The organism is Corynebacterium sp. NML 150383 (assembly GCF_002285085.1).
Taxonomy (GTDB): Bacteria; Actinomycetota; Actinomycetes; order Mycobacteriales; family Mycobacteriaceae; genus Corynebacterium; species Corynebacterium gottingense.
Genome location: NZ_NSGK01000004.1, coordinates 199,235 through 212,439, shown reverse-complemented (window position 1 = coordinate 212,439; position 13,205 = coordinate 199,235). Strand labels below are relative to the sequence as shown.

The following is a 13,205-nucleotide window of genomic DNA, read 5'->3' as shown; positions in this document are numbered from 1 at the left end:
TGGCTGGAGTGGTGGACCTTCATGTTGCAAGCCAGGAATCCCGATTCGACGAGCACTTTCCCGCCGTAGCCGGAGGTAAGACCGGGAATCTATAGCTCAAAAAGCACACATTTTGTCGCTTAACCCGCGGTTGCCGTGGTACCTACGTGGTACCTCTGCGAGCCAGGGGGTTGTGTGGAGGAGTGGCAATCGCGGGTTAAGCGACAAAATGTGTGCTTTTCTCGGCGTCGTACACCCAGTCGGATCGCGCCTACACACCCGGCGCCTCGGCTGAGTAGTGAATGGTGAAGTCAGCAGTGAATGTCGCCAACTGGGCATGGTGATCTGCTGGGAGAGTTACAGTTGGCGTGCCGCTCCGATATCCGAGTGCGCTTTGCGGGACTAGGCAGACATGCCCCCGCGAGATAGGTAATGGTGCTCATCTCCTAGTCAAAGGAGTTGGGTTTTCATGCCTAATTTATCTTCCGTGGGCTCTACGCACGACGAGCTGCGAGCGCTAACTAAGCAAGATATAGCCGATCGCCTCCAAATCAGCATTCGGTCTGTTGAGCGCCTTATCGAGCAAGGCGAACTGAAAACAGTACGCCCACCTAAGCGCGGTGTGCCCGTGCGCATTCCTGTGGGATCGCTTCGTGCTTACCTCTACGGGGCGGTGTAGTGCGGTGACAAATATCACACCTAGCGATGGTCTGTGGTTCGGGGGGGGGGGAATCGTGTACCATGAATCACGCCGTGAATCTCACTGAGTAAGGATTTTCATTCATGATCACCTTGAAGCGACCCTTGATTTTGGCGCCAATGGCAGGGGGGCCTTCTACTCCTGAACTTTGTGTCGCGGTAACGAATGCCGGCGGTTTGGGAAATATTGCTGCAGGTTACTTAACTCCAGAAAAGCTGATATCGGCAATTCAACAGGTTGAAAGTGAAGCGGACGGCCCGTACGGGATAAATATATTCTGCCCGCCTCCGGATCGAGAGCGTTCTTCTAAGGATCAGGACCTATGGAAGCGGTACCGCGTCTTACTCGAAAAGGATCCCCAGATACTTGCGGAGTTACCTGATCAACCCTTTACGGGGGACGACTTTTATCGGGAAAAGATAGACATTGCTTTAAGCTCGCAGGCTCAAGTAGTTTCTTTTACGTTTGGCTACCCTAATGAAACGTTGATCCATGAGTTTCAAGAAGCGGGGAAAAGTGTTGTTTTAAATGCGACAACGCCTCATGAGATCGACTTTCTTGCAGCCACCTCGTGTGACGCTATATGTGTTCAGGGGGCAGAAGCTGGAGGCCATCGAGCGACTGTGCTCTCTACCGAGAGTGAGGGATCGGCTCATTCTACTTTTGAACTGCTGGAATATGCCTTATCTAAAGTAAGTAAGCCTGTTATTGCTGCAGGTGGTATCGCGACTGCAAAAGAAGCCCTCACACTCCTACGCCGGGGTGCATGGGCCATACAGGTAGGCACCCATTTTCTTCTCGCAGATGAGGCGGGGACGAAACAGACCCACAAGATTGCTCTGAAAGAGTTACGCGGTCGACCGACCACCCTTACTAAGGCGTTCACCGGAAGACCGGCTCGCACCATCACCAATACTTTTACTGAAAAGTACTCCCAGTCCGCTCCGTCGATGTATCCGGAACTTCACCATTTGACTTCAGAGTTAAGAGCAAATGCTAATTCCGCTGGCGATGTAGAAAGCCTTAACCTTTGGGCGGGAGTGAACTACGGGTGCGCCCATTCGGCACCCGCGGCCGATATTGTTGATGAGCTGACCCCATATTCTACTTCTCTAGGCGTCGGTCGAGCCGTTCCTCTGGCTGCCCAGGTAGCTGTTGTGGGCGGGGGGCCGAGAGGGCTGGCGGTCATCGAAAGAACCCTGGACCGGTTGGCGCACAGTAATGATCGAGAAGAAACACCCGTACTGGTCTGGTTTGATGATTCATCCTTCGGATCCGGCAAGGTGTGGAATCCTTATCAGACCCCTGCTCTCCTCATGAATACTGTGGCATCTCAGCTCAGTGGTTTCCCTGATTCCAGCGCCGGTATCGAGGGGAGGTATCTCGAAGGTCCCACATTTTACGAATGGCTGAAATCTGAGAATGCCTCTGCCTTCCTACACTCAGATCCTGTCCTTTTGGAAGAGGCTCTGCAAACGGGGCCAGACACCTATACATCCAGGGCTCTCTATGGTGCTTATCTTCACTGGGCAGCTTCTCAGGTAGTTACTGCCTATCGAGATTATGTAGATATTCACTTAGTGCCCACGCGAGTGCTATCTATTTCCGATCAAGAGGGAGCATACGCTCTCATGGACTCTGATGGGCACACAGTAGTGGTCAAAAATGTTGTGTTGGCGGCTGGAATGCCGGCTGCAGTAGAAGGAGCAAAAATCGGCCAGGGCATTGCACGAGAGGAAAACAATGGGGAAGCCTGAAGGAGACGCTCACTCCGCTGCGACTGAAACTACCCACCGGGATGCTCTTTTGGTGTCGCGTGGTACCGCCGGCCTAGCAGTAGCCATGGGCTTGGGTAGATTCTTTTATACCCCCATTTTGCCTTTGATGGTAGGTTCCCTGGGTTGGTCGGGACAGTCCAGCGCGTGGATCGCCACCTCCAACTACGCCGGGTATTTTGCGGGTTCTTTGGCGGCCTCCCGAGGGTGGGTGCCGATTTCTAGAAGGTTACACAGGGCAGCCCTTGTGTTGACGACAGTGCTTCTGGCGGCGGTTGCTTTCTCTGGCTCACCGTGGTGGCAAATAGCGGTCCGCTTTTTTGCTGGTGCCATCTCAGCTCTAGTTTTCGTCTCGGTGACGCAGAATATTCCCGTGGTCAAACGCCGAGCCCATGATGGTGGAATAATTTACGCTGGGGTTGGGTTAGGCATTCTCATCTCCGGAGGAATTGTCCTCATGGGGGGAAGCGTTATCTCATGGCGGGCACTGTGGCTTATCTGCGCAGCAGTGAGTGCAGCACTTTCGCTTCTTGCATGGAATTGGCCAATACGTGAGAATCGCTCCGATTCTTCTACTCGGCCACGAAGTGACCAAGGACAGGAATCTTCGCTTGAACCATTGCGGTGGTTATCTGCTGGATATCTCTTCCAAGGCGCAGGCTACATCATCATCGGTACATATCTGGTGGTTCTAGCGCAGCCGGTTTTCGGGCAAACAGCCGCCGCCTCGACGTGGCTGGTAGCTGGATGCGCCACCGCTCCATCCCCGTTGTTTTGGTCGTATGCGGCAAACCGGGTGGGAACCTTCAAAGCGCTTGCTGGATGCTATTTCCTGCAGGTTACTGGTGCTGTCGTGGCAGTCTTCAGCTCTGGGCCCGGTCTTTTGTTTGTGTCGGCGTTTTTGTTCGGAGCTACCTTCATGGGGGTAACGATGCTGACTATTGAAGCGGGTCTCAAAGCGGGGAGCCCAGTTGCGGCGGCTTCCCTGACGACATGGTACAGCTTGGGGCAAATTATGGGCCCTGCGGTTATCGCTGTGGTGTTTAGTAACTCAACTACCTTGAGTTTCGCAGTGGCGGCTGGTTCATTGATTGTCGGGATGTTTTTCACGCTGCGCGGCGCCCACCTTACTGTTTCCGGCACCGGTAGAAAGCAGGGGTGAAAATGGATAGCACAGAGCATGCCGATTTTCTTCACGTGAGGTTTTATCTAACTGTCTAACGGCAGGGGAACCGTATAATTGCGAGCCTTTCAGCTTCTCTTTGAGGCTGGTGGCTAAGCTTAGAAGTTCATCTGGGTTATCTTCGGATCGCTGTTGAGACAGATTTCGTTGTGCTGCGCGTACGAACTTGGCGAGTATGCCGGCGTCGCGGGCCAGTGGGGAAGTGGCAGGCAACTCCGCTTGTATTACCTGCAGGTGCTTGGCGGCACTGTTGGCGGGGTCAAGCGCGTACTCGCAGTCTCCACCTGGTGTTGTTGCAAAGTTGGGCGGAGATCAGCGAAGACTCAGTTTCTCATTCCCTGACGGCCGCTGCGTATGGGCGTTGTTAGGCCGTCTCGAAGACCCGGTTGACGATCACCGCATCCGGGTTCGGTTGCCCGTAGGCAAACATCGCGCCTTGCCCTTTCCGCAATGAGTGCATCGCCTCCATCCCTTTCAACGTCCGATATGCAGATGTCCGGTTCTTAAACGCGCCTTTCGGACCGAGGATCCGCTTCAGTCGACCATGGTCGCCTTCCAGGATGTTGTTGAGGTATTTCACCTGCCGGTGTTCCACTGTTGGCGGGCAGATTCCCTCTGACTTCAACTCGGCGATTGCCCTGGCTAGGGAGGGTGCTTTATCAGTGTTGATCACTCTGGGATACCCGGCTGACGCATTGGATCTGACGGCCTTGGCCAGGAAACGCTTCGCTGCGGCCACGTTCTGCTTCGGAGTGAAGCGTCTGCTCAGTCAGGCGCAGCTGAAGCGTGAACAACTGCTTCAAGAGGCACAAGAGATGCGCGATCAGGTCGATGCCGAGGCGCAGCAAATTCGTGCCGAGGCGAGGCGTGCGCGCGATGCTGCTCTGGAAAAGGGCTGGCAGGGGGGATTTGGTCAGGCCTCTCAAGCGGTCGACGAGATCGTTGACGAGTTCCGTAACGACTTGGTTTCTGATCGCCTCCGGGAGCGTTACCAGTCGGTGAGTATGAAGATTCGCAAACGCCAGCAGTCTTCGCCACATCAGCAGGTCCGGCCTAGCTTTCAGCCGGATCTGTAGCCGGATCTGTAGAATGACAATCGAGTAATTAGGAGAAAATATGGCTAACGAAAATCTGCGGCAACCCCACAATTATTCAGCGGGTGTCTACAATGAAGCCGAGAAGACAAGGGCTTCGACCATTCCTGTTGAGAAAAGGTACCTAGAGTTGGAAGACGATAAAAACGTAGAGAACTTTGTGGACTGCCGTGAAATCCGTACGGTTTTCAAACCAACTTGGGTGAGCTGGTGGTTCCACAAGATTTTTACGTTCCCGCGCGTTGAGTGCGATGGGATCGTAAGCAATTGTCACTGGGGAAGAGACAAAGCGTTAGTGAGGGATGGTGGGACGGTTACGGTTGGATTTAGTTATCGTATTTTCCATGATACGAAAATTAGATGTAAGAGCTCCCCTATCGAGGTTTCCCCTTCACATGCTGAGTTAGAAGCCAAGACAGCCATAATTAACAACTCCCCGATGACTGCCGTGCTCTACTAGCATTCGTCTCGAGCCCATCGATGGTTCGGGCGCGTACTTCCCCACGACGTTGTGAACGCGTTGCATAGGAAAATTCCCGCACCGTTATGGTGCGGGAATTTTCCTATGCGTAGGCGTTGTAGATCCAAACGTGCCCGCTGCGGGCTGCAGGGTGGACATGGAAGTCCATCTCGTAATCGCTGGCCCACTGCTCAAAATTGAAGTAACGCGCTTGTTCTTCTGTCATGCCGTCGGTGACTCCGAGTTCTTGGAATTGCTGCCAGGCGAAGTCGCTGAAGTCTACCCATTCTCCCCGCCATGCAATGCGGAATTCCTCGGCATCTGGTGGCGTGGTGGTTTCGTGGAGTACGTCGGTACACCAGCGCAGGTATGGTTCCCACTGGCTGTCTTCGAGTTCTTCATAACGCTCGCCCCATGCGACAGCGTCGTGCGGTGCGATTTCTCCACTCATGGGTAAGCAGTCGTGATCGAAGCACCACAGCTCGTCGTGACTGGCATTGTTGCGATACGCTGCCAGCTCCGGGTGTTTGTGCACCGTGGCTTGGTCAACTTCATCGGCATCAACCGCGTCAACCCAATCGCCGACCAGGCGACCTTCGTTGTAACAAGCAAGGCATCCAATCCATACTTAGGGTTTATTAGCGCTTGTAAGCCTTTGGGTGGGTGAAATGGACATGAGTGTACCTCCTAGAGTTCCAGTCGTTCACACACCGACCTGGGCGCGTTATACGCGCCATTTGGAGATGACACACTGTGGCCCAGATGTCCATCGCGGGCGTTTCCGACTTTGTAGAGAACGTCTCTGCAGATCTGGAGCGTGCAAACTCTCAGATCCAGAGCAACCTGGGCATCCTGAACCCGCAGGAAACCTTGTAAACCGCGGGTAATACCGCGAAGTGCAGCACTGGGGCACCATCCCCGCTGAAGGGGAAGGTGTGCCGGTGCTTTTTCATCTCCTCAGTGTCGGGGAGACAGGGAGACGGGGAGACCGGGTACGATCCTGATGCAACGCTGTGGATCCTTAGCCCCGCATTGGGGTATATCAACCGAAAGTTGGGGTGCCGGGAACCTTATGGCAGCTCTGCGCGACTACTCTCCCATGAACGTAAACAACCCGTTACGTTCGCGTGACGTCAAAAGGAGAGCTTATGCAACGCACCATCACAGCCGCCGCCGCTGTCATCGGAACGTTGGCGCTGGCAGCACCAACCGCCTACGCCCATGACTCGGTGATCAGCGGCACTCCCGACAACGAGTCCACCGTCCAAGCTTTCCCCGACACCATCTCGCTGGAGTTCTCGGGGCAGCCGCAGGAGGGCTTCAACACCGTAGCGCTTTCCCGTGCGTCGGACGGCGAGGTGCTCTTTACCGGCGAGCCGGAGATCGACGGTCGCGTTGTCACCATCGACGTCCCCGACGAGGTTGAAACCAACGCCGAGCCGGGGGAGTACACGGTCGGCTATCAGATCATTTCCTCCGATGGTCACTCGACGAAGGGGATGTCCAGCTTCACTTTCGAGCCGGGCGCGTCCGACGCCGCAGACAACGCCGACAACACCGAAGCCGCCGACGAAGAGGGCGGCAATTCGGGCCTGCTGACCATTCTGGGCATCCTGCTCGGCGTGCTCGTCTGCGCTGGTGCCGCCGTCGCCGCGCTGGCGAAGTCCCGGAAGTTCCGTGCGTTGAATGATGACGGCGCGGCGTCGACAAGCGAAAAGCGATAAGGAGCAGACCATGAAGTTCACGCGTACAGCTGTAGTCGCGCTTGTCGCGGCGACCGCCCTCGGAGTTGCGGGCTGCAGCCCCTCAAACCAGGAGGAGTCGACGCGGCCAAGCACAACTGCGGCGTTGAGCGCGGCGACGGAGCCGAGCATGGCGGATGACGCCGAGGCGCAACTGCAGGGCGCGGGCGACATCAAGCTCGAGGACGCCACGGTGCGCGCGAAGGCGGCGGCCGATAGCGCCGAGGGCTCGGACATGACCGCGGTCTTCGGCACCATCCACAACACCTCGGACCACGACATCACCATCACCGGGTTCTCCACCTCGCTGGGGGAGGCGGACTACCAGATCCATGAGACCGTCGACGGGACGATGCAGCAGAAGGAGGGCGGCATCACCATTCCGGCCGGCGGGTCCGACGAGCTCGCGCCCGGCGGCGATCACCTCATGATCATGGGGTATGCGCCCGAGATCGCTGCAGGTGACACCGTGGACGTGTTCTTTGAAACGTCCGACGCGGAGGGCGGCGAGCAGGGCATCGTTGTCCAAGGCGTGGCCGTGCGCTCCATGCTGCCCGGTGGTGAGGAGTACGGCGACGGCGGCGAGATGACCGCCCACGAGCACGCGGACAGTCACTAGGCAAGAAGGGGCAGGCACGACGATGGAGGTTTCGCGGCGCGGGTTGTTGGTGGCTGGTGCGGGAGGGGTCGGTGTGGCGTCGATAGGCATGCTCTCCTCCTGCGCCGAACAACCGGGGGCCGCGCCGCAGGAGCCCCCGCTGCGCAGCGCCTCCATTGCCTTCGACGGCGCGCACCAGGCAGGCGTGCAACAGCCCGCGCAGGCGAGCCTGAACCTCATCGGTTTCCGCTTGAACCAAGGCGTGGACGCAAAGGCAATCGTGCGGCTCATGCGCCTGTGGACGGAGGACGCGCGGCGGCTGACCGCGGGGCAAAACCCGCTGGGAAGCCTCGAGCCGGAGCTCACCACGTGGCCGGCGAACCTCACCATCACCTGCGGGTTTGGTCCGCGGATCTTCCAGGTCGCGGCGCCGCATGTCGCGCCCGCATGGATTCACGGCATCCCCGCGCTATCTCGCGATCAGCTCGACCCACAGTGGGGGCAGACTGATCTGGTGCTCCAGATCTGCTGCGACGACCCGGTGATGGGCGCGTGGGCGATGCGGCACATGACGCGCGCCGGCGTAGATTACGTGCGTACCGCCTGGGTGCAGCAAGGGTTTGTCAACGCGCACGGGGCAACGCCGGAAGGCGAGACCCCGCGCAACCTCTTCGGCCAGGTCGACGGCACCGTGAACCCGCGCACCGACGAGGATTTCGCGCAGCAGGTGTGGATCAACGAAGGCCCGCTGGCAGGTGGGACCTCGCTGGTGGTGCGCAGGATCGCGATGCACCTTGACACCTGGGAGCTGCTGGACCGCCGCTCTCGCGAAGAGGTCGTCGGCCGCACTCTGGCCACGGGCGCACCGCTTACCGGTGGCGACGAGTTCACCGATCCCGACCTTCAGGCCCGCGACGCCTACGGGCTGCCGGTGATCGACCCGAACTCGCACATGGCCCGCGCCCGCGCCACCGGCGCCAAGATTCTGCGCCGCCCATACAACTACAGCCTGCCGCCGGAGCCGGGTGCGACCGAGCTTTCCAACGTCGGCCTTATCTTCATGGCCTACCAGCAGGACCCGGACGCGAGCTTCACCCCGCTGCTCACTCACCTCAATGAGGCGGACCGCCTCAACGAGTGGATCACCCACATCGGCTCTGCCGTCTACTTCATCCCGCGCGGCACGGCGGCGGGCGAGTACTGGGGCCAGGGCCTGCTCCAGGGCTAGTTTGCTTATCGACGCCCACTTGCACCCCACCCACCCAGTCCAACCAACCCCGGCGGGGTAGTATTACCAACGATGTGCCGGGCCCGCTGCGCCCGGCACAGGACGGAACAAACACGTGGGGTGCGTCCAGGTATGGCGGACCCCTTTGACGCGCAAAGGAGCGCCAATGGCCACCGATGTAACCGACGTAGCCGATGAGGCCGATGAGAATGTACAGGTAGAGTTCGCCCCCTTCGAGGTCCCCGCTGGGACCCCGGTCGGTGCCGCAATGCGCGAGCTAGACCTGCCCAACAAGGGCGACAACGCCATCGTTGTTGTCCAGGACGAGGCGGGGGAGCTCAAGGACCTCTCGCACGTTCCGTCCGAAACCGCCACCTTCACGCCGGTCCCCGCCAACACGGAGCTGGGCCGCTCGGTGATCCGCCACTCTTGCGCGCACGTGCTCGCGCAGGCCGTGCAGGCGGAGTTTCCGGGCACCAAGCTGGGCATCGGTCCGGCGATCAATGACGGCTTCTACTACGACTTCGACGTTGCCGAGCCCTTTACGCCGGAGGACCTGAAGAAGCTGGAAAAGCGGATGAAGAAGATCATCAAGCAGGGCCAGAAGTTTGTCCGCGGGGTGTACGAGTCCACTGACGTGGCGTCGGAAAAGCTCGCGAACGAGCCCTACAAGCTCGAGCTGATCCAGGACAAGGGCAACGTTGACCCGGATTCGGACGAGGCGACCGAGGTCGGGGCGGGCGAGCTGACGCACTACGACAACGTCAACCCGCGCACGGGCGACGTCGAGTGGTTTGACCTCTGCCGCGGCCCGCACGTGCCCACCACCAAGTACATCCCGGCCTTCGCGCTCACCCGCTCGTCTGCGGCGTACTGGCGCGGCGACCAGAAGAACGCTGGCCTGCAGCGTGTCTACGGTACCGCCTGGGAGTCCAAGGAGAAGCTGGCCGAGTACATGACCATGCTGGAGGAGGCGGAGAAACGTGATCACCGCCGCCTGGGCAACGAGATGGACCTGTTCTCCTTCCCCGACGAGGTCGGCTCCGGCCTGCCGGTGTTCCACCCGGACGGCGGCATCGTCCGCATGGTGATGGAAGAGCACTCGCGCCAGCGCCACCTGAAGGCCGGTTACTCCTTTGTAAACACCCCGCACGTGACCAAGGGCGACTTGTTCAAGAAGTCGGGCCACCTGGACTGGTATGCGGATGGCATGTTCCCGCCGATGCAGCTCGACGGCGAAGTCGACGAGGATGGCAATGTGACCAAGCAGGCCGTTGACTACTACGTCAAGCCGATGAACTGCCCGATGCATAACCTCATCTTCGACTCCCGCGGCCGTTCCTACCGCGAGCTGCCGCTGCGCCTGTTCGAGTTCGGCACCGTCTACCGCTACGAGAAGTCCGGCGTGGTCCACGGCCTGACCCGTGCGCGCGGCTTCACGCAGGATGACGCCCACATCTACTGCACCGAGGACCAGCTGGAAGAGGAGCTGACCAGCGTCCTGGAGTTCATTATCTCGCTGCTCAAGGACTACGGCCTTGATGACTTCTACCTGGAGTTGTCCACCAAGGACCCGGAGAAGTACATCGGCGACGACGACATCTGGGATCGCTCCACCAACATCCTGCGCTCCGTGGCGGAGAAGTCTGGCCTGGAGCTCGTTCCGGACCCGGCGGGCGCGGCCTTCTACGGCCCGAAGATCTCCGTGCAGGCGCGCGACGCCATCGGCCGCACCTGGCAGATGTCCACCGTGCAGCTGGACTTCAACCTGCCGGAGCGCTTCAACCTGGAGTACACGGGCCCGGACGGCGCTAAGACCCGCCCGGTGATGATCCACCGCGCGCTCTTCGGCTCCATCGAGCGCTTCTTCGGCGTGCTGCTCGAGCACTACGCCGGTGCGTTCCCCGCCTGGCTCGCACCGCACCAGGTGGTGGGCATTCCCGTGGCCGACGAGTTTGCGGACCACCTCGAGGGCATCGTGAGCAAGCTGCGCGAGTCCGGGATCCGGGCTGAGGTCGACCACTCCGACGACCGCATGCAGAAGAAGATCCGCACCCACACCACCGGAAAGGTGCCCTTCATGCTGCTCGCTGGCGCACGGGACGTGGAGGCCGGCGCGGTCAGCTTCCGCTTCCTGGACGGCACCCAGGTCAACGGCGTGCCGGTGGACGAGGCCGTCGAGCTGATTACCAACTGGGTTGCTGAGAAGCTCAATGCGCAGCCGAGCGAGGAAGCCATTGCAGCGCGCCGAGGGTAGGGACGACGTGGCGTCGGCAAGCTCGAGCCCGCGCGACTACGTGGACTCGGGAGCCGGCGACGCGGACCGGCTGCAGCGACTTTGGGCCCCGTACCGGTCCAACTACATTGCAGCGATGCCGGAGCGCAGCGCGGACCCCTTCGTGGAGATCCCGAAGGGGAGCGACGAGGACGGGCTGATCATCGCACGTGGTGAAACCGTCTACGCGCTGCTCAACCTCTACCCCTATAACGCGGGCCACCTGATGGTGGTGCCGTACCGCAAGGTTGCGGCGCTTGAGGCGCTGACCGACACGGAAACTGCGGAGCTCATGGTGTTTGCCAAGCGCGCCATCCGCACGCTCAAGTCTGTGTCCAACCCGGAGTCCATCAACGTGGGCCTGAACTTGGGCAAGGCGGCGGGCGGATCGGTGAGCGATCACCTGCACCTGCACGTGGTTCCGCGGTGGGCGGGAGACTCGAACTTTATGACTGTGATCGGCGGGACGAAGGTGCTGCCGCAGCTGCTGCGCGAGACGCGCGCAGTCCTCGCGGACGCCTGGGTGGCGCTCGAGCGCGACACCGACTCCGCCGAGGCGCCGGAAGGAGGCGACGATGCTGAGCGTCCACGGGCGTAAACCCGCTGCCGTGGTGGTCAAACCGGTTGCCAAGGCGCTGCTCAAGGTCGGGATGACCCCAAACGTCACCACGCTTGTGGGCACCGCGGCGACCGTGCTCGCCTCCGTTGTGCTCATCCCCGCCGGCCACCTCGTTTGGGCTGCGTTGCTGTCTATCTTCTTCGCCGCGTTCGACATGGTCGACGGCACGATGGCGCGACTGCGCGGCGGGGGCACCGCGTTCGGGGCGACGCTGGACGCCAGCTGCGACCGCATCACGGACGGTGCGCTCTTCGCCGCCATCGCCATGTGGCTCATCTACGTGGACAACGCGCAGCCGTACAATGTGGCCGTCTGCCTTGCCGTGCTGGTGCTCTCGCAGGTGATTAGTTACGTCAAGGCGCGCGGAGAGGCCGGCGGGCTGCGCATCGTCGGTGGGCTCATCGAGCGCCCCGAACGGCTCATCATCGCCCTGGCGGGGCTTTTCCTCGAGGGCTTCGGCGTGCACCACGCCATCGAGGTGTCGCTGTGGGTCCTCCTCGTCGGCTCCGTATTCACGGTGGGCCAGCGCCTGCTGTACGCGGCGCGCGACCCCAAGTCCGACGGCAAGCTGGCACCACCCGCGGGGGCGTAGATGGCAGTACTCGACCCGGTGACGGCGGGGTACCTCGCCGGTTGGAAGCTCGTGGGACGGCTGCCCGAATCCGTCACTGGCCGGGTGTTCGCGCGGGGCGCCGATTGGGCGTCCGGCAACGGGGCGGGGCCGGAGATGCTCCGCCGCAACCTCACCCGCGTCGTCGGCCCCGAGCGCGTGACGCGCGAGCTCGTACGCGATGCGATGCGTTCCTACGCGCGCTATTGGCACGGGGCGTTCCGCTTGCCGCAGCTCGCCGGACAGCCCGGGCTGCTCGCCGAGCTCGATGCAGGCGTGCAGGGGCGGGCGCTTATCGACGCTTCTCTGGACAAGGGCCACGGCTTGATCCTCACCCTGCCCCACACTGGGAACTGGGACATGGCCGGCATGTGGTTAGCGCAGCGCTACGGGGGATTCACGACTGTCGCTGAACGGGTCAAGCCGGAGGCCTTGTTTGATGCGTTCGTGGACTTTCGGGAGCAGCTCGGCTTTGAGGTCCTCCCGCTCACCGGCGGGCAGCGCCCTCCGTTCGCACGGCTGAAAGAGGTCCTCCGCGGGAACGGGATCGTCTGCCTCATGGGCGAGCGCGACCTTACCGGGAAGGGCATCGCAGTGAACTTTTTCGGCGAGGAAACCACCATCCCCGCGGGGCCGGCGAAGCTCGCCCAGGAGACGGGGGCAGCGCTGTGTGTCGCCCACTCGTGGTTCGAGCGAGACCCGACGCTGCCGCGATGGGGGTTCAGCGTCACCGGCATTGAGGTGCCGGAGGCGACGCCGGGCGCCGGCCAGGAGGGGCTCGCGGTCACCGCGCAGCGGGTCGCGGACGTATTCGCCGCGAACATCGCTCAGCACCCGCGGGATTGGCATGCGCTGCAGCCCATTTGGCCCGCGGATGCGGCGTGGCGCAAGCAGGCACACCCGCGGCGGGAGCCTATTGCACAGGGCGGGGAGGCGTAAGTG

At 60.8% G+C, this 13,205-nt stretch carries 14 protein-coding genes and 1 pseudogene; 13 read left to right on the top strand and 2 right to left on the bottom strand.

Features of this window, described 5'->3' with window-relative positions; genetic code table 11:
• Positions 1 to 448: 448 nt before the first annotated feature.
• The 3 genes from CKJ85_RS06295 to CKJ85_RS06285 all read left to right on the top strand — a co-directional run bounded on the left by CKJ85_RS06295 (position 449) and on the right by CKJ85_RS06285 (position 3,616).
• On the top strand, positions 449 to 658 hold the full coding sequence (locus CKJ85_RS06295; protein WP_095276254.1) for a helix-turn-helix domain-containing protein: 210 nt from the start codon (positions 449 to 451) through the stop codon (positions 656 to 658).
• A gap of 104 nt (positions 659 to 762) precedes the next feature.
• Entirely contained in the window at positions 763 to 2,436 is a 1,674-nt protein-coding gene (locus CKJ85_RS06290; protein WP_233126972.1) for an FAD/NAD(P)-binding protein, read from the top strand.
• Positions 2,423 to 3,616 carry a YbfB/YjiJ family MFS transporter gene (locus CKJ85_RS06285; RefSeq protein WP_095276256.1) on the top strand — a complete coding sequence of 398 codons (1,194 nt, stop codon included), beginning with the start codon at positions 2,423 to 2,425 and terminating at the stop codon, positions 3,614 to 3,616. The genes CKJ85_RS06290 and CKJ85_RS06285 overlap by 14 nt, the downstream gene beginning before the upstream one ends.
• A gap of 385 nt (positions 3,617 to 4,001) precedes the next feature.
• Here CKJ85_RS06285 and CKJ85_RS06275 read toward each other — a convergent pair.
• A pseudogene (locus CKJ85_RS06275) lies at positions 4,002 to 4,391 on the bottom strand (DDE-type integrase/transposase/recombinase); the annotation flags it as partial.
• Between CKJ85_RS06275 and CKJ85_RS06270 the strand changes: the two are divergent.
• Positions 4,300 to 4,713 carry a hypothetical protein gene (locus CKJ85_RS06270; protein ID WP_133065213.1) on the top strand — a complete coding sequence of 138 codons (414 nt, stop codon included), beginning with the start codon at positions 4,300 to 4,302 and terminating at the stop codon, positions 4,711 to 4,713. The pseudogene CKJ85_RS06275 and the gene CKJ85_RS06270 sit on opposite strands and share 92 nt — an antisense overlap.
• A gap of 40 nt (positions 4,714 to 4,753) precedes the next feature.
• Complete coding sequence (locus CKJ85_RS11845) at positions 4,754 to 5,191, top strand: hypothetical protein (RefSeq protein ID WP_133064687.1); 438 nt, start codon at positions 4,754 to 4,756, stop codon at positions 5,189 to 5,191.
• A 103-nt stretch (positions 5,192 to 5,294) separates the two neighbouring features.
• Here the strand turns inward: CKJ85_RS11845 and CKJ85_RS06265 are convergent, their stop codons facing one another.
• Positions 5,295 to 5,813 carry an antirestriction protein ArdA gene (locus tag CKJ85_RS06265; protein ID WP_095276260.1) on the bottom strand — a complete coding sequence of 173 codons (519 nt, stop codon included), beginning with the start codon at positions 5,811 to 5,813 and terminating at the stop codon, positions 5,295 to 5,297.
• 131 nt (positions 5,814 to 5,944) lie between these two features.
• Between CKJ85_RS06265 and CKJ85_RS12290 the strand changes: the two genes are divergently transcribed.
• The 8 genes from CKJ85_RS12290 (at position 5,945) to CKJ85_RS06230 (ending at position 13,202) form a co-directional block, all read left to right on the top strand.
• Complete coding sequence (locus CKJ85_RS12290) at positions 5,945 to 6,067, top strand: hypothetical protein (RefSeq protein ID WP_255396001.1); 123 nt, start codon at positions 5,945 to 5,947, stop codon at positions 6,065 to 6,067.
• A 272-nt stretch (positions 6,068 to 6,339) separates the two neighbouring features.
• Entirely contained in the window at positions 6,340 to 6,915 is a 576-nt protein-coding gene (locus CKJ85_RS06260; protein ID WP_095276262.1) for a copper resistance protein CopC, read from the top strand.
• 10 nt (positions 6,916 to 6,925) lie between these two features.
• The gene (locus CKJ85_RS06255) at positions 6,926 to 7,552 is read left to right on the top strand and encodes a copper chaperone PCu(A)C (protein ID WP_095276264.1); all 627 of its coding nucleotides are present in this window, start codon (positions 6,926 to 6,928) and stop codon (positions 7,550 to 7,552) included.
• Positions 7,553 to 7,574: 22 nt separating this feature from the next.
• On the top strand, positions 7,575 to 8,759 hold the full coding sequence (locus tag CKJ85_RS06250; RefSeq protein ID WP_095553765.1) for a Dyp-type peroxidase: 1,185 nt from the start codon (positions 7,575 to 7,577) through the stop codon (positions 8,757 to 8,759).
• Positions 8,760 to 8,925: 166 nt separating this feature from the next.
• Positions 8,926 to 11,016, top strand: a complete 2,091-nt coding sequence (gene thrS, locus CKJ85_RS06245; protein WP_095545809.1) for a threonine--tRNA ligase — start codon at positions 8,926 to 8,928, stop codon at positions 11,014 to 11,016.
• Positions 10,997 to 11,632 (top strand): HIT domain-containing protein, encoded by a 636-nt coding sequence (locus tag CKJ85_RS06240; RefSeq protein WP_233126971.1) that lies wholly within the window; start codon positions 10,997 to 10,999, stop codon positions 11,630 to 11,632. The genes thrS and CKJ85_RS06240 overlap by 20 nt, the downstream gene beginning before the upstream one ends.
• Positions 11,610 to 12,245 carry a phosphatidylinositol phosphate synthase gene (gene pgsA / locus CKJ85_RS06235; protein ID WP_095553763.1) on the top strand — a complete coding sequence of 212 codons (636 nt, stop codon included), beginning with the start codon at positions 11,610 to 11,612 and terminating at the stop codon, positions 12,243 to 12,245. The genes CKJ85_RS06240 and pgsA overlap by 23 nt, the downstream gene beginning before the upstream one ends.
• Positions 12,246 to 13,202, top strand: coding sequence for a phosphatidylinositol mannoside acyltransferase (locus tag CKJ85_RS06230; protein ID WP_095553762.1), 957 nt, complete (start codon positions 12,246 to 12,248; stop codon positions 13,200 to 13,202).
• Positions 13,203 to 13,205 lie beyond the last annotated feature (3 nt).

Coding starts and splice junctions, on each gene's coding strand:
- CKJ85_RS06295 (WP_095276254.1), top strand. CDS start 449: ATGCCTAATTTATCTTCCGTGGGCTCTACGCACGACGAGCTGCGAGCG.
- CKJ85_RS06290 (WP_233126972.1), top strand. CDS start 763: ATGATCACCTTGAAGCGACCCTTGATTTTGGCGCCAATGGCAGGGGGG.
- CKJ85_RS06285 (WP_095276256.1), top strand. CDS start 2,423: ATGGGGAAGCCTGAAGGAGACGCTCACTCCGCTGCGACTGAAACTACC.
- CKJ85_RS11845 (WP_133064687.1), top strand. CDS start 4,754: ATGGCTAACGAAAATCTGCGGCAACCCCACAATTATTCAGCGGGTGTC.
- CKJ85_RS06260 (WP_095276262.1), top strand. CDS start 6,340: ATGCAACGCACCATCACAGCCGCCGCCGCTGTCATCGGAACGTTGGCG.
- CKJ85_RS06255 (WP_095276264.1), top strand. CDS start 6,926: ATGAAGTTCACGCGTACAGCTGTAGTCGCGCTTGTCGCGGCGACCGCC.
- CKJ85_RS06250 (WP_095553765.1), top strand. CDS start 7,575: ATGGAGGTTTCGCGGCGCGGGTTGTTGGTGGCTGGTGCGGGAGGGGTC.
- thrS (WP_095545809.1), top strand. CDS start 8,926: ATGGCCACCGATGTAACCGACGTAGCCGATGAGGCCGATGAGAATGTA.
- pgsA (WP_095553763.1), top strand. CDS start 11,610: ATGCTGAGCGTCCACGGGCGTAAACCCGCTGCCGTGGTGGTCAAACCG.
- CKJ85_RS06230 (WP_095553762.1), top strand. CDS start 12,246: ATGGCAGTACTCGACCCGGTGACGGCGGGGTACCTCGCCGGTTGGAAG.